Genomic DNA, 18,617 nt, shown 5'->3' with positions numbered 1-18,617 from the left:
CGCGGCGTCGAGCGCGGCCTCTGCCGTGCCCATCGCGACGCGCGCGCTCTCGCGGTCCGCCGCGGCACGGGTCGCGGCCTCCTCGGCGCCGGCGGCCTCCTGCGCTGCGCCCCGCTGCTCGGCGAGCGTGGCGCGGAGCGTCTCGAGCTTGCCCTGCGCGCCGACGAGGGTGAGGCGCGCGGCCTCGACCTTGCGGGCCTCGGCCTCGACCGCCTCGGCGTGACGCTGCGCGGCGGCATGCGCCGCCGTTGCCTCGGCCAGCCTGCGGCGGCGGGTCTCGGCCGCGTCGGGCGCCTCGATCTCGGCCAGATCACGGCGCAGCCGGCGGCGGGTGTCGAGCGCGTCGTGCAGGGCGTGTGCCGTCGCGTCCAGCGCGTCGCGCCGTTCGGTCGCCGCGGCCACGCGGTCCTGCGCGGCTTTGAGCGGGCCGCCGACCCGCGGTCGGCCGGTGGGGGTCACGAGCTCGCCCAGCTCGCTCCGGGCGCGGGCCAGCGCCGCGTCCATGCGCCGCCCGCCGGTCATCGCCTCGACCTCGTGGCCGACCGACGACATCAGGTCGCGCCGCGCGGCGAGCGCCGCCTCCTGGTCCTTGCGGCTGCCGCCGGCGAAGCCGGTCATACCCTGCCGCACCCAGACGAGGCCCGCCGGGCTGCCGTCGCCGCCGCCCAGCAGGTCCGCGATCCACGCCTCGGCGGCGTCTGCCTGCGCCACGAGCCGGCCGTCGCGGTGCACGGTCGCGGCGGGCTTCGACAGCCAGCGCTTGGCGAGGGTGAAACGTCCCTCCGGGGTCTCGACGTCGACCGACACCTCGGGGGCGCCGCCCGCATGGGGCTGCAGCGCCTTCACCTCCTGCGCGCGCGACCCATGAGGGGCGAAGAACAGCGCCTGCAGCGCGTCGAAGAGCGTGGACTTGCCGCGCTCGTTCGGTTCGCAGAGCACGTTCAGCCCGTCGCCGATCCCGTCGAGCCGCGCAGGCGCGGTGAAGCGGCGGACATTGTTCAGGGCGATGGCCCGCAGTTTCATGCGCTGGCGTCCTTCACGTAGGCATAGAGGCGGGCGAGTGCGTCGCGCGAGACCTCGCGGTCGGTGCGCGAGAGGTCCGGGTCGTCGGCCGCGGCCATGAGCGCGCCTGCCGCCTGCCGGAGCGCGCCCGCGCGGTCGATCTCGTCCAGGTCCGCGGGATCGTGGCGGGTCTGCAGCCCGTCGGCCGCCAGTTCGAAATGCGCGAATTCCGGCGCGACGCGGTCGGCTGCGCGGACAAGCTCGGTCCGCTCGGCAAGCCCGATCCAGCCCTCGGCACGCACCCGCAGAAGGATGTCGCGCCGCCCGGCGTCCGGCAGGACCGCCGCGAGCGCCGCGGCCGGGTCCTGTCCGTCGGACAGCGCGAGGTCGCGCTCGTCCCAGAGAAAGAGGCCGGTCTCGACCTCGGCAATATCGGGTTCGGCTCCCGCCGCCAGCGTGACGGCGAGGCAGACGCCGCGGCGCGCATGCTTGAAGCGGTCCTGCTCGGGGCTGCCGGAATAGTGCACCCTTGGTCCGACGGCCATGCGCCCGTGCCAGTCGCCGAGTGCGAGGTAGTCGAGCCCGGCGGTCCGATCGCGGTCGGGCGGGATGCTCTCGCCGCTTTCGGTGAAGTCGGTGACCCCGCCATGGGCAAGCCCGATGCGCAGCGCGCCGGCGGGGCTTTCCATCGCCGCGAGCGGTTCGCTCGGGTCGCGGCCCGAGGACCGCCAGGCGACCGGGCAGGGCAGGAGCGTCGCGCCCTCCGTCATCGCGACCGGCGCGGCCTCGGCCAGTGCGCGCACGTTGGCGGGGCCGTCGCGCCGGATCGCCTCCCACAATGGTTCGGCGTCGCGCAGGTTGTCGTGGTTGCCGGGCAGGAGCCACCAGGTCACGTCCGCGGCCGCCGCCATGGCACCGAGGGCCTGCCGCATCACGGTGTCGGACGGCGTCGCGGTGTCGAACGTGTCGCCGGCCAGCAGCACGTGGCCCGCCCCGTGCTGCCGCGCGGCGGCAGCCAGCCGGTCGATGGCGCCGTGCCGGGCCTCCATCAGGCGGCCGCGCACGTTGCCGTCGGGCGGCTCGGGGATGGTGCCGAACCGCCGGCCGAGATGCAGGTCCGAGGCGTGGATGAAGCGGAAGGTGGTCATGCGGGGCTCCGGTTGGAGGTCGTCTCGGGGGCCGCGGCGCAGGCGGTCAGATCGGCCCGTCGATCACCCGCAGCGCGTCGTCGGGCAGCGGGCGCTGCAGCGCCCGGGCCGTGTCCCAGGGCGCGTCGAGCCAGGTCTCGCGCGCCTCGGCGCTGGTCAGGATGACGGGCATCGCCTTGGGATGCACGCGCCCGACCTCGGCGTTGGGTGCGGTCGTCAGGAACGCGTAGAGGTCCGCGGTGACCGCGCCCTCCTTCAGCTTGCGGACCGAGGTCCATCCCGGCACGCAGATCCCCGCGAAGAACAGGATCTCGCCCGCTTCCCGCGGCGCGAACCATGCGGGCGCGTATCTGCCCTCGGGAGTGCGGGCCGGTTCGGAAAAGGCGGTGAACGGCACGAGGCAGCGATGCGCGGGACCGAGCCAGCGCCGCCAGTGGGGCGAGCCGGTGTTGCGCACGTTGGTCACGCCGCGGTCGACCTTCTTGCCCTCGAGCGCGAAGGCCGGCGAGGGCAGGCCCCAGCGCGCCTGCGCCAGTTCCGGTCCGTCCGCGCCGCGCCGCACCACGGGGGCGGCGTAGTCGGGATAGATCTCGGTCAGCTCCGGCAGGTTCCCCGCACGGTCGACGAGGCCGTCGAAAAGCTCGCGGATCGCGGCCTGGCCCTTGGACATGGAATAGAGGTTGCACACGGCCCGCCGCCCTCACTCGGCCGTCAACCGGGTCACGCCCACCGACGCCGCGCGGGCGAGTTCGGGATCGAGCGACATGGGGATGTATTCGCCGCGCCGCCAGAGCTGGCCCAGGTCGTCGTAATGGCGCGACAGGAAATGCCCCGACTGGCCGGTCGAGATGATGAAGACCGACGAATCCGGGTCGCCGAAATCGTAGACCCCCCGGTAGCCCGCGCCATGCACGTTGAGGAAGGGCTGCGGGCCGCGTCCCGCGGTGCGCCCGCGCTGGAGCGTGAAGTCGCCACCAGAGGTGGACTGGCGGATGTTCACGAAGTACCGCAGGAGCGGCACCTCGCCCAGCACGGGATGGTCGTGTGTCGCCTCGTGCGCGTCGCCCCAGCGCAGCGATTCGAGCGCCGTCCCGAAGGTCTCGTCGATCCAGACCAGCGCGTCGTCGAGCGCCTGCCGCGCGGTGTCGGTGCAGGTCTCCTCGGCGGCGGACTGCCGCACGTCGCACCACGCCGCCGCCCCGTCCACGTCGCGGAATACCCGCTCGATGAAGAGCGGCTCCACATGGTCGAACTCGCCCGCGAGCGGGCCGAGGTCGTCGCGGATCAGCCGGTCCTGCAGCGCCCGGAGCCATGCCGCGTAGATCAGCGGTTCGGGCAGGTGCTCGTTCATCTCGCCGTTCCAGTCGGCAAGGAGCTCGAGCGCCCGCTGGCGGCGCCGTTCGGGCGTGCCCTCGGGCGCGGCCTCGCCGGTGAACCAGAGGTCGGCACCGATCAGCGGCAGGAGGGTGCGCGCGGCCGGCGACACCGTGTCGAGCTGTGCCTCGATGAAGCTGTCGCGTGTATGCACGGCGCGGCCCTGCATCATCGCCTGCCAGCGCATGATCCGCTGGCTGTCGCCCCAGGCATAGCTCATGTGGTTCGGGAAGGGCCGGTCGATCACCTTGTTGTTGGTGTTGCCGACGATGCCGCCCTCGGGCGCGACGAATTCGGGGTTGTCCGCGTAGGGCAGCCGTCCCTGCCAGCGGTTCTCGGCGATCCAGCCCGGCGCGGGCAGGCGGCCGCGGCTCTGGTGGCGCGGGTCGCGTGCCGGCATGGCGCCGATCACCTTCATGGCGATGCGGCCGTCGTCGATGACGGTCAGGTTCTGCGACGGCGCGATGTAGAGCTCGGAGGCCTCGAGCGCGGCGTCGACATCGGGCGCGTGCATGAGCGCGATGGCCGCGCTCATCGACGTGTCGCTCGACGACAGCGCCGTCCAGGACAGCGACATCACGTGGCCTTCGGGCGTGATCGTGCCGAGATCGAAGGACGAGCCGGGCAGCACCGGCCCGTTCTCGGTCCAGCGCAGCGTCAGCGTGATCGGGGCTGCGTCGTTGATCTTGACGATCGAGCGGCGGGTGCGGAACGCCTTCCAGCCGTCGGGCGTGCGATATTCCTGCGGATTGTCAGGGTTCAGTTCCTCGAGGTGCAGATCCTGGTCGTCGAGATAGGAGGACGTGATCGACCAGCCGAGCGTCTCGGACCGGCCGACCATGATGGCGGGGATGCCGGGAATTGTGCCGCCGATCACCCCGCCCGAGCTGAGCTGCATCCGGGCGAGATACCAGATGGACGGCGCGGTGAAGCCGAGATGCGGATCGCCCGCGAGCAGCGTGCCGCCGCCGGCCGAACGGTCGGGCGCCGCGGCCCAGGCGTTCGAGGCGCCGGCGAGACCGCGCGCGGGTACCGGCCAGAGAAAATCGCCCGAGCCGTCCCCGCCGGCCATGGCGTGGCGCCGAGCGCCGGGTGCGAGGCTCGCATAGTCGGGCAGGGCGGCGATGCCCTCGCCGGGCACGTCGGGCAGGATGTCGGCCAGGCGGTCGGCATCCTCGAGCGCGAGAGATGTGCGCGCGCGCAGCACTTCCTCGGACAGGTGGCCCGAGAGCTGCAGCGCCATGAGCTTGATCAGCGCGATCGAATCCGCGGGCTGCCAGGGCGCCAGCGCCGCGTCGAACAGGAAGAATTCCGGGGCGCCGCGGCCGAGGCTGCGCCGGTTGATCTCGTCGATGCGGGCATTGACGCCGGCCGCGTACGCCTCGAGCGCGTCGCGTGTGCGGGCGTCCTGCGCCTCGACCGACGCGCGCGCGAGATTGTAGATGTCGAGCCGGCGCAGCAGCGTGTCGGTCTCGACCGTGCGGGTGCCGAAGATCTCGGAAAGCTGGCCCTGGGCGGTGCGCCGCAGGAGCATCATCTGCCACAGCCGATCCTGCGCGTGGACGTAGCCCAGCCCGAAGAACGCGTCGCGGTCCGACCGGGTGAAGATGTGCGGCACGTTCGAGTTGTCGCGCACGATCTCGACATCGGCGGTCAGCCCCTCGACGGCCACCGATCGCGTGTAGTCGGGCAGCGAATGCGAGGCGAGGTAATAGGCGAGGCCGGTCGCGGCCACCGCGAGCACGATCGCGGCCGAGGTCAGCCGCACGAGCCAACGGAAGATGTGCCGCATGACCGTTCGTCTCCTGTCCGTAAGCTGAGGCGAGGACCTGCTTTTGCACTAAACCCAACACCCGCCCTTGCCAAGGGCGGCGGCGCGGGGCGACAAAGCCCGCGCACCGGATCGTGAGGAGGTAGAAGATGGCGAAGGTCGCATTCCTGGGGCTGGGCGTGATGGGCTATCCCATGGCGGGGCACCTGCAGAAGGCCGGCCACGAGGTCACGGTCTACAACCGCACCGCGCAAAAGGCCGAGGCCTGGACACAGGCGCATGGCGGCGCGCGGGCCTCGACCCCACGCGAGGCGGCCGAGGGCGCGGCATTCGTGATGGCCTGCGTCGGCAACGACGACGACCTGCGATCGGTCTGCCTCGGGCCGGACGGCGCGCTTGCAGGGATGGCCGAAGGCGCGGTCTTCGTCGACCACACCACCGTCTCCGCGCGGGTGACGGCCGAGCTGCACGCGGCCTTCGCCGAGAAGGGCGTCGGGTTCGTGGACGCGCCGATCTCGGGCGGACAGGCCGGCGCCGAGAACGGGCAGCTCTCCATCATGTGCGGCGGCGACGCGCCGCATTACGACGCGGCGGAGCCCGTGATGTCGGTCTATGCCAAACTCTGCCGCCGCATCGGCGACAGCGGCGCCGGCCAGATGACCAAGATGTGCAACCAGATCGCCATCGCGGGGCTCGTCCAGGGCCTCAGCGAGGCGCTGCACTTCGCCGAGAAGGCAGGGCTCGACGGCCGCGCGGTGGTCGAGGTCATCAGCCAGGGCGCCGCGGGATCGTGGCAGATGGCAAACCGCTACGAGACCATGCTCGACGACCACTGGACGCACGGCTTCGCCGTCGACTGGATGCGCAAGGACCTGTCGATCTGCCTGATGGCCGCCGACGAGGTGGGCGCCTCGCTGCCGGTGACGGCGCTGGTCGACCAGTTCTACAAGGACGTCCAGAAGATGGGCGGCGGCCGCTGGGACACGTCGAGCCTGTTCAAGCGGCTGCGCGAGGCGGGCTGATCGCCGCCCCGGGGACAACGTCTGACAGGATCGTGCACGGGAGAGATGCACGTATCGCGAGTATCTCTCCACTCCGGTTGCGTGCCGCATGCGCAGGCTCGGACATGAAAGACGGGCCGCAGCACTCTGAGATAAAGAAGATTTCTTCGGTGCGCTCGCGCCCAGGGAACGGGGCGGCGCCGCGATGCCGGCCGCATCGCCCTGCAGGTGCGACCCTGCAATTGCCCATTGTGTTTCCGCTTCGGCTCGGCGTATGCTTGACGACGGGCTGCCAGAGCGGAAACGCGGTGGCAGCGCTTGACAGATTCGCTGGGCTTTGGACCGACGGTGGATATCTCCGCGGTCCTCTGGCCAGACCGATCCGGCCTTTCTGGCCACACCGAACCGCCCGGCCGCGCGAACGCGGAGGGCAAGAACGGGCGCGGGGCGCGCATCACGGCCTAATCGGCCGCACGCCACCTCCGCGTCGGAGAAGAACCGCGATGACGCGCGCACCGAGCACGAGGCAGAGGATGACGGACGACGCTCCGCGTTCCGCCGCTCTGCGCCGCATCGCCCAGACAAGACACCGCGATCCCGCGTCGGGCCCTTCGGGGCGCGGCCGCGCCATCGCGTGCAAACGGACTTCATGGCAAAGAAAATGCTCATCGACGCCACCCACGCGGAAGAGACCCGCGTCGTTGTGGTGGACGGCAACAAGGTCGAGGAATTCGACTTCGAATCCGAGAACAAGCGTCAGCTCGCGGGGAACATCTACCTCGCAAAGGTGACGCGGGTCGAACCGTCGCTGCAGGCGGCGTTCGTCGATTACGGCGGGAACCGGCACGGCTTCCTCGCCTTCTCGGAAATCCATCCGGATTACTACCAGATCCCCGTCGCCGACCGTCAGGCGCTGATGGAGGAGGAAGAGGCCGCGGCCCGTGCCGAGGCCGAGGAGGAGGGGCGCCCGAAGGCGACCCGCTCGCGCCGCCGCAGCGGAACGCGCCCCAAGGCCGAGGCCGCCGGCAAGGGCGACAAGATCGCCGCCAAGGATCCCGAGGGCGGTCGCTCGCCGGACGAGATCCGCGGGATGGAGACCATCGACCTCGACGATGCCGAGGGCGAGGACGACCAGCGGGCCGAGGCCGGCCATCCCGGCGAGGGCCTGTCGCCCATGGAGACGGTGCAGGAGACGCCCGTCGAGGAACCCGACACCCAGCCCGAGCCGCAGGACGACGCCGGGCCCCGCGAAGCCGCGATGCGTGACGACGACAGCATCGAATCCGTCGCCGACGACGACACCGAGGAAGACATCCGCCCGCCGCGCAAGACGCGGTCGCGGAAGTACAAGATCCAGGAGGTCATCAAGGTCCGGCAGATCCTGCTCGTGCAGGTCGTCAAGGAGGAGCGCGGCAACAAGGGCGCGGCGCTCACCACCTACCTCTCGCTGGCGGGCCGCTATTGCGTGCTCATGCCCAACACCGCGCGCGGCGGCGGCATCAGCCGCAAGATCACCAATGCCGCGGACCGCTCGAAGCTCAAGGAGATCGCGTCGTCGATCGACGTGCCGAAGGGCGCGGGGCTCATCATCCGCACCGCGGGCGCCAAGCGGACCAAGACCGAGATCAAGCGCGACTACGAGTACCTGCAGCGGCTGTGGGAACAGATCCGCGACCTGACCCTGCGGTCCATCGCGCCCGCCAAGATCTACGAGGAAGGCGACCTCATCAAGCGGTCGATCCGTGACCTCTACAACCGCGACATCGACGAGGTCTTCGTGGAGGGCGAGCGCGGCTACCGCATCGCCAAGGACTTCATGAAGATGATCATGCCGTCCCACGCGAAGAACGTGAAGCACTACAACGACGCGATGCCGCTCTTCGCGCGCCACCAGGTCGAATCCTACCTGTCGGGCATGTTCAACCCGACGGTGCAGCTGAAGTCGGGCGGCTACATCGTGATCGGCGTGACCGAGGCGCTGGTGGCGATCGACGTCAACTCCGGCCGGGCCACCAAGGAAGGCTCGATCGAGGAGACGGCGCTTAAGACCAACCTCGAGGCGGCCGAGGAAGTGGCGCGGCAGCTGCGCCTGCGCGATCTCGCGGGCCTCATCGTCATCGACTTCATCGACATGGACGAGCGCAAGAACAACGCCGCCGTCGAGAAGAAGCTGAAGGACAAACTCAAGACCGACCGCGCGCGCATCCAGGTGGGCCGCATCTCCGGCTTCGGCCTGCTCGAGATGTCGCGCCAGCGCCTGCGCCCGGGGATGATCGAGGCGACCACGCAGCCTTGCCCCGCCTGCCACGGCACCGGCCTCATCCGCTCGGACGACAACATGGCGCTGCAGGTGCTGCGCCAGATCGAGGAGGAAGGCGTCCGCCGCCGGTCGCGCGAGGTTCTCGTGCGGGCGCCGGTGGGCATCGCGAACTTCCTGATGAACCAGAAGCGCGAGCACATCGCGGCGATCGAGCTGCGCTACGGCATGGCCGTGCGCATCGAGGGCGATCCGTCCATGGTCAGCCCCGACTTCACGATGGAGAAGTTCAAGACCGCGACCCGGTCGGTGCCCGAGGTGACCTCGCCGGTGATCTCGGCCAATGCCGCGCTCATGGATCTCGTCGACGAGGACCAGATCGAGGACGACATCGACGAGGCCGAGGACGAGGACGACACCGCGCAGGAGACCGAGGAGAACGGAACCTCGGAGGCCGGCGAGCAGGGCGAGGGCGACCAGAAGCCGAAGCGCCGCCGCCGCCGCCGCCGGAAGTCCAAGTCGAAGGGCAATGGCGAGGGCGCGCACGACGAACGCGCGGACACGCAGTCCGAGGGCCAGGCCGACACGCCGGCGGAGGCGGCTCCGGCCGCGGCGGAGCCCGCGTCCGAGCAGGCGGAGGCCGCGCCTGTCGCGGCCGAGGCCGAAGCCCAGGCAGAGGCCGCGCCGGCTGAACAGGCGGACGCGGCTGCGGCCGAAGAGCCCGCCGAGAAGCCCAAGCGCACCCGGTCGCGGTCGCGCCGCCGCAAGGCCGATCCGGCCCCCGAGACGGATGCCGCGGCAGCAGAGCAGGCCCAGCCGGAGCCGGAGCCCGAGGCCCCGGCACCGGCGCCCGAACCGGTCGCCGAAGCCCCGGCCGAACCGGAGGCGGAGGTCCAGCCCGAGCCGGCGTCCGAGCCGGAACAGGCGGCTGCCGAACCGGCGCCGAGCGCACCGGCCCCGGCCGAGGACGCGGCCCCCGAGGCACCCCGTCGGGAGGACGAGCCCGAGGCGACGACGCCCGAGCCGCGCGAGGCCGATCTCGAGCCCGCGACGGCCGACGCCGATGCGGACGGCGACGACGGCCAGCGCAAGCCCAAGAAACGCGGCTGGTGGTCGCTCGGGCTCTGAGCCCGGCGCGGATCTCGGCGACACCGACAGGCGGCGCGTCCCGATTCCCGGGGCGCGCCGTCGGCGTTCCGGGGGCAGGGCAATTATGTCAGCAGCGCCACGGGCTTGTGACGGGCAGGGCGGGTGACGCGCCCGGTGCGATGGCATAGACAGGGCGCATGTTCGGAATCGAGATCATCGACGCGGGCCTTCTGCCCGCCATGTTCGTGGCGCTGGCCGCGGGCGTGATCTCGTTCCTGTCGCCTTGCGTCCTGCCCATCGTGCCGCCCTACCTTGCCTTCATGTCGGGCGTGTCGGTGACCGAGATGCAGGCGGGCGGGTCCGCCCGCGCCAAGGCCGGGCTCGCGGCGCTGTTCTTCGTGCTGGGGCTGTCGACTGTCTTCGTCCTCCTCGGCTTCACCGCCTCGGCCTTCGGCGCGTTCTTCCTGCAGAACCAAATCCTCCTCTCGCGCATCGCGGGGTTGGTGGTGATCGTGTTCGGCCTGCATTTCCTCGGCGTCTTCCGCATCCCGTTCCTCGACCAGGAAGCGCGGCTCGACGCGGGCGACAGCGGCGGGTCGGCCTTCGGCGCCTACATCCTGGGGCTCGCCTTCGCGTTCGGCTGGACCCCCTGCATCGGCCCGCAGCTGGGCGCGATCCTGTCGCTCGCCGCGTCCGAGGCCAACGTGGCGCGGGGCACGGTGCTGCTCGGCATCTATGCCGCGGGGCTCGGCATCCCGTTCCTGCTGGCGGCGCTGTTCCTGTCGCGGGCGATGCACCTGATGAACCGCATCAAGCGGCATATGAAGACGATCGAGCGGGTGATGGGCCTGCTCCTGATCGCGGTCGGCACCGCGCTGGTGACGGGCGCGTTCTCGGCCGTGTCGTTCTGGCTGCTCGAGACCTTCCCCGCGCTCGCCATGCTCGGCTGAGCCGGGCGCACCCCGCAGTTTCGCCTTAAACCTGCCGGAAACGGCGTGTATCCTGATACGGTTCGGTCAAGGTGGCGAGTGCAGCCGGGGTGACGGGTATGGTCGAGACGCGCCAGGACGTGAGGCGGCGCAGGGTGTTCTACATCCCGGGCTACGACCCCATCCATCCCCGCCGCTACCGCGAGCTCTACCGCACCGAGGGCAGCGCGCAGGCGCGGATCTCGGGCTACGAGATCGCGCTGAAGCCGAGGACCACAAAGGGGCCCTATGGCTGGCACGTGACCGCGCGCATGGACGGCTGCGACAGCGCGGCCGACGTGGAGGTCCTGGTCTGGTCCGACATCGTGCGCGACAGCATGTCTAACTCGATCCCCGCGACCTACGGCCAGCTCGTGCGCACGGCCTGGACCTACATCGCCTCGGGCGCGCTGCGTCGGCTCATGAGGCTGCGCAAGGGACCGGTGATCGCGGCGCTTTACCCGGTGGGCATGCTGCTGCTGCAGCTGGCGCTGGCCACGGGAACCGGCGTGGCGCTCTGGGCGGGTCTCGCCGCGGTGCTCGCCGTCCTGCCCGGGCCGCTCGGCGGGGTCCTCGGGGCCGCGGCCGGGATCGCGGCGGCGATCGGGGTCCTGCGGTGGTTCAAGCGCCGCGACGGCAGGTTCCTCGCCTACTACCTCATGCACGACTACGCCTATTCCGCGCGCTGGAAAGGGGCCAGTCCGCCGCCGCTCGAGGCGCGCATGGCCGCGTTCGGCGACGTGATCGCCGCGGCGCTCGGGACCGACGCCGACGAGGTCCTGGTGGTCGGCCATTCCTCGGGCGCGCATCTGGGCGTCTCGATCCTGGCCGACCTGGTCCGGCAGGGGCGCGTGCCGGCGTCCGGGCCGCGGCTCGCGTTCCTGTCGCTGGGGCAGGTGGTGCCCATGGTGTCGTTCCTGCCGCGCGCCGACCGCCTGCGCGCCGACCTGCACGAGCTCAGCCGCCGGGACGAGCTGACCTGGGTGGACGTGACCGCGCCGGGCGACGGCTGCGCCTTCGCGCTCTGCGACCCGGTCGCGGTGTCGGGAGTCGCACCGCCGGACAAGAAGTGGCCGCTCGTGTTTTCCGCGCAGTTCACGCGGACGCTCTCTCCGGAACGCTGGCGCGCGCTGCGCTGGCGGTTCTTCCGGCTGCACTTCCAGTATCTCTGCGCCTTCGACGCGCCGCGCGACTACGATTATTTCCGCATCACCGCGGGGCCCCTGTCGCTCGCCGCGCGGTATGACGGCCGGCCGCCCTCGGCCAGCCGGATCGACGTCGCGGTGTCGAAATACACCTCGATGGCGGCATGACCGCGCCCGTCCCCGAGACGCTCGCGGCCCCGACGCCGCCCAAGCCCGTGGCGCGGGCGGACCGCGTGTCGCTCTGGCGCTATGCCCGGCTCTTCCGGCAGGACATCCTGTCGGCACAGCCTGCGCGGCTCTACCGCGCCTGGATGGCCGAGTTCCGCACGCCGTTCTTCCGCTCGTTCCTCGTGAACCAGCCCGACCTCGTGCGCACCGTCCTGCGGGAGCGCCCGGCGGATTTCCCGAAATCCAACCGGATCGGTGAAGGCCTGCGGCCGCTTCTCGGGGACAGCGTGTTCCTGACCAACGGCGCGACGTGGGAGCGTCAGCGCCGCATCATCGACCCGGCCTTCGAGGGCGGGCGGCTGCGCGACACCTGGGCGCCCATGTGGGCCGCGGGCACCGCAGCCGCCGCGCGGCTCGGCGCCCGGGCCGGCCGCGCGGTCGAGATCGAGGCCGAGACGAGCCACGCCGCCGCCGACGTGATCTTCCGCACGCTCTTTTCGCTGCCGATCGAGGACAGTCTCGCGCAGGCCGTCTTTCGCGAGTTCCGCGCCTACCAGCGCAGCCAGCCGATCCTGAACATCGCGGCCTTCGTCCGTCTGCCGCGGATCTTCCCGCGCTTCTTCCGCCGCGACACGCGCGCGGCGGCCCGGCGGATCCGCGCGCTCATCACCGACCTGACCGAACGTCGGCGGGCCGAGATCGCGGCGGGCACAGCGCCCGACGACCTCGCCACCAAGATCATGACCACGGCTGATCCCGAGACCGGCGAGACGTTCTCGACCGCCGAGATGGTGGACCAGGTGGCGATCTTCTTCCTCGCCGGGCACGAGACCTCGGCCTCGGCGCTGGCCTGGGCGCTCTACCTGCTGGCCACGCGGCCCGACTGGCAGGGCCGCGTGGCGGCCGAGGCGCAGGACCTGACCGGCGCGGCGACGGACATGTCGCGGCTCAAGGTGGCGCGCGACGTGTTCCGCGAGGCGCTGCGCCTCTACCCGCCGGTGCCCATGATGGTGCGCGAGACGACGCGCCCCGAAAGGTTCCGCGACCGCGACCTGCCGTGCGGCGCGCAGGTGGTGCTGAGCCCCTGGCACCTGCACCGGCACGAACGTCTCTGGCACGACCCCGACGGCTTCGACCCCGGGCGCTGGGGCACCGAGGCGGGCCGCGCCTGCGCGCGCGACGCCTTCATCCCGTTCTCGGCCGGGGCGCGGGTCTGCCCGGGCGCCGGATTCGCCATGGTCGAGGGACCGCTTCTCCTCGCGCTGATCCTGCGCGACCTGCGGGTGGCGCCGGTCGCCGGGCGTGTGCCGCATCCGGTCGCGCACCTGACGGTTCGGGCGCGGGACGGCATCTGGCTGGAGCTCTCCCGCCGTTAGCGGAAACGGCGCATGCCGTTAGCGATAAACCTCGGGCAGCGATCTATCTTCGCTCCGCGCTCTCGACTAGAGCTTTGGCGCACAGGAAATCTGCCGGGAAGGGAGCGCAGTCATGGCCAAGGATACCGCCGCATTCGCCGAGATGGCCCGCCGCATGGAAACCGGCGCGGGCTTCATCGCCGCCCTCGACCAGTCCGGGGGGTCGACCCCCAAGGCGCTGCGCCTCTACGGTGTCGAAGAGAGCGAATATGACGGCGAGGAGGCCATGTTCGCCGAGATACACGCCATGCGCGCGCGCATCGTGACCGCGCCGGTCTTCACCAGCGAGAAGGTGCTGGGCGCGATCCTCTTCGAGCGCACCATGCGCGGCACGATCGAGGGCAAGCCCGTGGCCGAACTGCTCTGGCAGGACCGCGGCATCGTGCCCTTCCTCAAGATCGACAAGGGGCTCGAGGACAAGGTGAACGGCGTCCAGCTGATGAAGCCCATTCCGGGGCTCGAGGCGCTGCTCGAGGAGGCCGCGGGTTTCGGCGTCTTCGGCACCAAGGAACGCTCGGTCATCCACGAGGCCAATGCGGAGGGCGTCCGCGCCATCGTCGCGCAGCAATTCGAAGTGGCCAAGACGGTGACGAACGCCGGTCTCGTGCCGATCATCGAGCCCGAGGTCGACATCCATTCCGCCACCAAGGGCGAGGCGGAGGAGATGCTGCGTGACGTGATCCTCGAGCATCTCGACGCGCTTCCCGAGGACGAGACCGTGATGCTGAAGCTCACGATCCCGAGCGTCGACAACCTCTACGATCCGCTCGCCGATCATCCGCGCGTCCTGCGCGTGGTGGCGCTGTCGGGCGGCTATTCCACAGACGACGCCTGCGCGCGCCTCGCCCGCAACGGCAAGATGATCGCCTCGTTCAGCCGCGCGCTGACCGAGGGCCTGTCGAAGCAGCAATCGGACGCCGAGTTCAACACCGCTCTGGGTTCGAACATCGACAAGATCTACGCGGCCTCGGCCTGACAGCCCGCCCCGGGCGATCCGCCATGGCGCGGGCCGCCCGGGGCGCGCGGGGCACGTCCCTGGTCCGGGGATGTGTCCTCCCGTCGGCTCATGGCGGATGGTGCGCGTCGCCCGATCCCTTCAGCCGGCCCGCTTCACGCGGCCGGCCGCGTGGCCACCGGCGGTGACGCCACGGGCCGGAGCGAGCAGAACGTAGACCAGGACCGTCAGCAGGCCCATCATGACGGCGGCGGTGGTCAGCAGCACCGAGTGGGTCACAGAGAACGCCGCCTTGCCGGCAGCGATCACTGCTGCCCCCTGGTCGGCCGCGAGGTTCCGGCCTACGACGTAGACGTCCCCGATCGAGCGCGACGCCTGCTCGGCCAGACCGTCCGACAGCCCTTCGGGCGGGACGAGATGGTGACCGAACACCACCGACATGAAGACGCCGAAGAGGGTGATGCCGAGCCCCGTGCCAAGCTCGTATCCCGTCGCCTCGAGCGAGCCCGCGGCGCCCGCTTCGCTCGGATCCGCTGCGCCCATGATGGCGATGGACGAGGCGGTGAGCCCGATGCTGAGGGCAAGCCCGAGGACCGCGAGGAGCACCGGCACGATCGGGCCCGGATCGTGGAACTCCGTCACGGCAAGCCCGGCCAGCGCAGCCGCCGAGATGGCGAGCGACAGGCAGGCCACCGGCCTCAGTCCGAAGCGGGTGGAGAGCCAGCCCGCTACCGGTCCGCCAAGGGCGGCCGCGGCCATGATCGGGATCATGAAGATCCCGGCCTCGAGGGGCGTCTTGCCCAGCACGTATTGCAGTTCCTGCGCCAGCGTCAGCTCGACCCCGGCCAGCGATCCGCTCGCCACGATGGCCATGACGATCCCCGCGACGATCGCGGGGCGCGCGAACAGCGCGAGGTTGAGCATCGGCGCGGGACTGCGCAGCTGCAGGCGGACAAAGAGCGACAGGAGGCCCACGCCGATGGTCAGGACCAGCACGACGACGGCCGGCGACTGCTTCGCGGCGAAGCCGGCCTTGATCGCGTAGACCGCGGAGATCATGCCGAGGATCAGCAGCACCGCCTGCCCGATGGGCCAATGCCCGTGCGTGATCTCCTCTTTCCGGGGCAGCAGGAGCCAGCAGGCGGGCAGCACGACCAGCATCACCGGGACGTTGATCAGGAAGACCGACCCCCACCAGAAATGCGCGAGGAGCGCGCCGCCGATCAGCGGTCCCACGGCCGCACCCGCCGCGCCGACGGTGCCCCAGAGCCCGAGCGCCAGTCCGCGCTCGGCCTCGTCCTCGAAGCTGCGGCGGATGATGCCCAGCACGCAGGGCAGGATCATCGCGCCGCCGAGCGCCAGCAGCATCCGTGCAACGATCAGCAGGGGCGCGGTCGGCGCAAGCCCCGCGAGCGCCGAGGCGATGCCGAAGACCGCCAGCCCGGTCAGAAGGATGCGCCGGTTGCCGACCCTGTCGGCGAGGGTGCCCATCGGTACCAGAAGGCCGGCCATGAGCAGCGGATAGATGTCGATGATCCACAGCACCTGCGTGTTCGATGCCGCGAGCGCCTGGGTGAGCGTCGGCACCGCCACGTGCAGGATCGTCATGTCCAGCACGACCGGCAGGAACGCGAGCATCACCGCCAGCAGCACCAGCCAGCGCTTCGGATCGGGTGGACGGGCGGACATGTTTCACCTTGGGTCTCGTTGCAGGTCCGGATATAAATACATACGTATGGATTTCAACATCCGGATGACCGGACCGGGAGACCCCATGGGAAGAAAGCCGACGATTTCGCGCGAGGCCCTTCTGGATGTCGCCGAGGACATCGTGCGCACAGGCGGGGGCGCGGCCCTGACGATCGGGGCGCTCGCGGAGGCTGCCGGGGTGTCGAAGGGCGGGGTGCAGTACTCCTTCGCCAGCAAGGACGACCTCGTGCGCGGCCTGGTCGACCGCTGGACCGGCCAGTTCGATGCCATGCTGGGCGATCCGGCGGGTGACGATCCCGTGGCCTATGTCAGGCGTTACATCGCGGCGACGCGGGCCTCGCAGCCGGCTATGAAAGCCAAGATGGCAGGGCTGATGGTCAGCTATCTTGAGAACCCGGCCAACCGGCGGGAGACGCGGGAGTGGTATCGCGGCATCTTCGATCGGCTCGGCGGCAGCTCGGCTTCGGCGCAGGCGGCGCGCGTGGCCTTCCTGGCGGTCGAGGGGCTCTTTCTCATGCACATGAACGGGATCGACGAGGACGGCGAGTGGACCGCATTCCTCGACGATGTGGAGGCGGTCCTGGCGCGCCTGACCTCCTGAGGACGCGCGGCGCCGACGCGTCCTGCGCGCCGTTGCCGGTCGCACTCCTTCCGCGTCGGGCGGTCGAGGGGGTCAGAGAAAGGCGGTCGAGACCGCGGGAATCCAGACGACGATCAGGAGCACCGCGAGCATCACTGCGATGAAAGGCAGCGTGGCAAGGAAGATCTGTTCGACCGTGGTGTTCGGGTCATTCAACGTGTTGTGTACCGTGAAGACCGATATCCCGAAGGGCGGTGTGAGCAGGCCGATCTCGACCGCGATCACCGTGATGATCCCGAACTGGCTGAGGTCGATCCCGAGGCCCGCGGCGATGGGCGCGGCGATGGGCACCATGATGAGCAGGATCGACGTCGAATCGAGGATCATGCCCATGAGCAGCACGATCCCGGCATAGAACAGCACGAAGCCGACCGGCCCGAACCCGGACTCGGTGACAAGCCCCGAGATGGCGTTGGGCAACCCCGCGATCGAGAGCATGCGGCTGTAATAACTCGCGGCGACGAGCAGAAGCAGGATCGAGACCGAGATCACGCCGGTCTGCTTCATCACCTGCCACAGCCGGTGACGGTCGAGGCTGCGGCGCGCCAGCGCGAGCACGAAGGCCCCGAACGCGCCGATGCCGCCGGCCTCGGTGGGGGTGAAGAAGCCGGAATAGAGACCGCCGAGGACGAGGATCACCAGCAGGACGATGGGCGTCATCTTCGCCGCGATGACCGAGAGCGGCATCTGCAGGCCGGTTTCGCGGCGCCGGTCGCGGGCGGCGTCCGGATCCGTGAACACGAGGCGCGGCGCGAGCACGGACAGCACCATCAGCATGACGATGAATCCGCCCGCAAGCAGGAGCCCCGGGATGATGCCCGCCAGGAACATGCCCCCGATCGAGACCTCGGCCAGGACGCCGTAGATGATGAGCAGCAGCGACGGCGGGATCAGCATCCCGAGTACCGAGGATCCCGCGACCGTGCCGCTGGCAAAGGATGCGCGGTAGCCGTGGCGCTCCATCTCGGGCACCGCGACGCGGGTGAAGACCGCGGCCGAGGCGATGGAAACGCCGGTGACGGCGGCGAAGATCGTGTTCGCGGCGACGGTGGCGACGCCGAGACCGCAGAGCACGCGGTGCAGCAGCGCCTCCGCCACCTCGAACGTGTCGCGCCCGACATTCGAGACGCTCACGAGGAGCCCCATCAGCACGAAGAGCGGGATCGTCGCGAAGAGGTAGTCGGAGATGCCGCTATAGGCGGTCAGTTCCAGCATCCGCAGCGACAGCTCGAAATTGTCGCGGATGAGCCAGATGCCGAGGAAGGCCACGCCGAAGAGCGCGTAGGCGATCTGCATTCCGAGGATGACCAGCACGACGAGCAGGCCGATGAGCAGGAAGCCGATGGCGAGGGAGGTCATGCGGCGTCACCGTGAGGCAGGGGGGTGCGGTTCACGGCGCGGTAGAGCGCCGCGGCCGTCGCGAGCAGGGCGCCGATCACGATGATCAGCCGGAAGGGGAAGGTCGGGATGGTGAACACGCCCTGCACGCCGAAGAATTCGCCCGTCATCCAGGCGTCGATCATCTTGGGCCAGGAGGCGTAGGCGATCAGCGCGAAGACTGCAGCGCCCGCGAGGCAGAAGAGCGATTCGATGGCGCCGGCGACGCGGGCGCTGCCGCGGGCGATGCGGCGGAACAGGAAATCCGCGCGGGTGAGACGGCCCTGCATGATGGCGGCGGCAGTCTGCAGGAAGACGATCGCCACCACCGAATGGCCGGCGATCTCGGCCACGCCGGTGATCGGCGCATCGAAGAAGTTGCGGCCGATCACGTCGGCCACGATCAGCAGCATGAGGAGCCCGATCCAGACCACCCCGACCGAGGACAGGACGGCGCAGGTGGCGCCGAGCACGGCGCCCACCGGCGCGGTCGCGAACGGGGGAACGGCCTCGGGCGTGGCCCTCCGCCCGACGGGATCCGTGTCGCTGTCACTCATCTGGCCTCACCTTTCCATCGCGCCCGGGCCGCCGCGTCAC

General features: G+C 70.6%; 14 protein-coding genes. 7 read left to right on the top strand and 7 right to left on the bottom strand.

The features are described from left to right. From RISW2_RS09830 to RISW2_RS09815, 4 genes are all read right to left on the bottom strand, one after another. Positions 1–1,023 (bottom strand): AAA family ATPase (locus RISW2_RS09830; protein ID WP_043769793.1); only part of this gene is annotated, 1,023 nt, incomplete at its 3' end. Then, positions 1,020–2,150: a metallophosphoesterase family protein gene (locus RISW2_RS09825; protein ID WP_043769788.1), complete on the bottom strand. Its 1,131-nt coding sequence runs from the start codon at positions 2,148–2,150 to the stop codon at positions 1,020–1,022. The genes RISW2_RS09830 and RISW2_RS09825, both read right to left, overlap by 4 nt. A 46-nt stretch (positions 2,151–2,196) precedes the next feature. Then, a complete protein-coding gene (locus RISW2_RS09820) occupies positions 2,197–2,838 on the bottom strand; it encodes an SOS response-associated peptidase (RefSeq protein ID WP_043769783.1) in 642 nt (213 codons plus the stop codon). Positions 2,839–2,850: 12 nt separating this feature from the next. Then, positions 2,851–5,316, bottom strand: a complete 2,466-nt coding sequence (locus RISW2_RS09815) for a penicillin acylase family protein (RefSeq protein WP_043769780.1) — start codon at positions 5,314–5,316, stop codon at positions 2,851–2,853. 128 nt (positions 5,317–5,444) lie between these two features. Here RISW2_RS09815 and RISW2_RS09810 point away from each other — a divergent pair, with 128 nt between their 5' ends. The 6 genes from RISW2_RS09810 (at position 5,445) to RISW2_RS09785 (ending at position 14,314) form a co-directional block, all read left to right on the top strand. Then, on the top strand, positions 5,445–6,317 hold the full coding sequence (locus tag RISW2_RS09810; RefSeq protein WP_043769778.1) for an NAD(P)-dependent oxidoreductase: 873 nt from the start codon (positions 5,445–5,447) through the stop codon (positions 6,315–6,317). A 628-nt stretch (positions 6,318–6,945) separates the two neighbouring features. Further along, entirely contained in the window at positions 6,946–9,681 is a 2,736-nt protein-coding gene (locus RISW2_RS09805) for an Rne/Rng family ribonuclease (protein WP_043769775.1), read from the top strand. Between the two features lie 158 nt (positions 9,682–9,839). Continuing rightward, positions 9,840–10,592 carry a cytochrome c biogenesis CcdA family protein gene (locus RISW2_RS09800; RefSeq protein ID WP_043769773.1) on the top strand — a complete coding sequence of 251 codons (753 nt, stop codon included), beginning with the start codon at positions 9,840–9,842 and terminating at the stop codon, positions 10,590–10,592. Positions 10,593–10,690: 98 nt separating this feature from the next. After that, a complete protein-coding gene (locus RISW2_RS09795; RefSeq protein WP_043769771.1) occupies positions 10,691–11,923 on the top strand; it encodes a hypothetical protein in 1,233 nt (410 codons plus the stop codon). Continuing rightward, a complete protein-coding gene (locus tag RISW2_RS09790) occupies positions 11,920–13,299 on the top strand; it encodes a cytochrome P450 (protein ID WP_051491909.1) in 1,380 nt (459 codons plus the stop codon). Before RISW2_RS09795 ends, RISW2_RS09790 begins: the two co-directional genes overlap by 4 nt. A gap of 112 nt (positions 13,300–13,411) precedes the next feature. Further along, positions 13,412–14,314: a fructose bisphosphate aldolase gene (locus RISW2_RS09785; RefSeq protein ID WP_043769768.1), complete on the top strand. Its 903-nt coding sequence runs from the start codon at positions 13,412–13,414 to the stop codon at positions 14,312–14,314. A 120-nt stretch (positions 14,315–14,434) separates the two neighbouring features. Here the strand turns inward: RISW2_RS09785 and RISW2_RS09780 are convergent, their stop codons facing one another. Next, positions 14,435–15,982 carry an MFS transporter gene (locus tag RISW2_RS09780; protein ID WP_043769764.1) on the bottom strand — a complete coding sequence of 516 codons (1,548 nt, stop codon included), beginning with the start codon at positions 15,980–15,982 and terminating at the stop codon, positions 14,435–14,437. Positions 15,983–16,067: 85 nt separating this feature from the next. On the opposite strand from RISW2_RS09780, the gene RISW2_RS09775 reads away from it, so the two are divergent. Continuing rightward, positions 16,068–16,604 carry a TetR/AcrR family transcriptional regulator gene (locus tag RISW2_RS09775; protein ID WP_043769855.1) on the top strand — a complete coding sequence of 179 codons (537 nt, stop codon included), beginning with the start codon at positions 16,068–16,070 and terminating at the stop codon, positions 16,602–16,604. 72 nt (positions 16,605–16,676) lie between these two features. Here RISW2_RS09775 and RISW2_RS09770 read toward each other — a convergent pair whose 3' ends face one another. Together RISW2_RS09770 and RISW2_RS09765 are read right to left on the bottom strand one after the other, a co-directional pair. Beyond that, complete coding sequence (locus RISW2_RS09770; RefSeq protein ID WP_043769761.1) at positions 16,677–18,002, bottom strand: TRAP transporter large permease; 1,326 nt, start codon at positions 18,000–18,002, stop codon at positions 16,677–16,679. Continuing rightward, the gene (locus tag RISW2_RS09765) at positions 17,999–18,577 is read right to left on the bottom strand and encodes a TRAP transporter small permease subunit (RefSeq protein ID WP_051491908.1); all 579 of its coding nucleotides are present in this window, start codon (positions 18,575–18,577) and stop codon (positions 17,999–18,001) included. The genes RISW2_RS09770 and RISW2_RS09765 overlap by 4 nt, the downstream gene beginning before the upstream one ends. Between the last annotated feature and the right edge of the window lie 40 nt (positions 18,578–18,617).

It is taken from the genome of Roseivivax isoporae LMG 25204 (assembly GCF_000521865.1).
In the GTDB taxonomy this organism is placed as follows: Bacteria; Pseudomonadota; Alphaproteobacteria; order Rhodobacterales; family Rhodobacteraceae; genus Roseivivax; species Roseivivax isoporae.
The sequence above is the reverse complement of the archived record's forward strand: the minus strand, read 5'-3'. Positions and strand labels throughout refer to the sequence as shown.

Coding starts and splice junctions, on each gene's coding strand:
- RISW2_RS09825 (WP_043769788.1), bottom strand. CDS start 2,150: ATGACCACCTTCCGCTTCATCCACGCCTCGGACCTGCATCTCGGCCGG.
- RISW2_RS09815 (WP_043769780.1), bottom strand. CDS start 5,316: ATGCGGCACATCTTCCGTTGGCTCGTGCGGCTGACCTCGGCCGCGATC.
- RISW2_RS09810 (WP_043769778.1), top strand. CDS start 5,445: ATGGCGAAGGTCGCATTCCTGGGGCTGGGCGTGATGGGCTATCCCATG.
- RISW2_RS09805 (WP_043769775.1), top strand. CDS start 6,946: ATGGCAAAGAAAATGCTCATCGACGCCACCCACGCGGAAGAGACCCGC.
- RISW2_RS09800 (WP_043769773.1), top strand. CDS start 9,840: ATGTTCGGAATCGAGATCATCGACGCGGGCCTTCTGCCCGCCATGTTC.
- RISW2_RS09795 (WP_043769771.1), top strand. CDS start 10,691: ATGGTCGAGACGCGCCAGGACGTGAGGCGGCGCAGGGTGTTCTACATC.
- RISW2_RS09790 (WP_051491909.1), top strand. CDS start 11,920: ATGACCGCGCCCGTCCCCGAGACGCTCGCGGCCCCGACGCCGCCCAAG.
- RISW2_RS09785 (WP_043769768.1), top strand. CDS start 13,412: ATGGCCAAGGATACCGCCGCATTCGCCGAGATGGCCCGCCGCATGGAA.
- RISW2_RS09780 (WP_043769764.1), bottom strand. CDS start 15,982: ATGTCCGCCCGTCCACCCGATCCGAAGCGCTGGCTGGTGCTGCTGGCG.
- RISW2_RS09775 (WP_043769855.1), top strand. CDS start 16,068: ATGGGAAGAAAGCCGACGATTTCGCGCGAGGCCCTTCTGGATGTCGCC.
- RISW2_RS09770 (WP_043769761.1), bottom strand. CDS start 18,002: ATGACCTCCCTCGCCATCGGCTTCCTGCTCATCGGCCTGCTCGTCGTG.
- RISW2_RS09765 (WP_051491908.1), bottom strand. CDS start 18,577: ATGAGTGACAGCGACACGGATCCCGTCGGGCGGAGGGCCACGCCCGAG.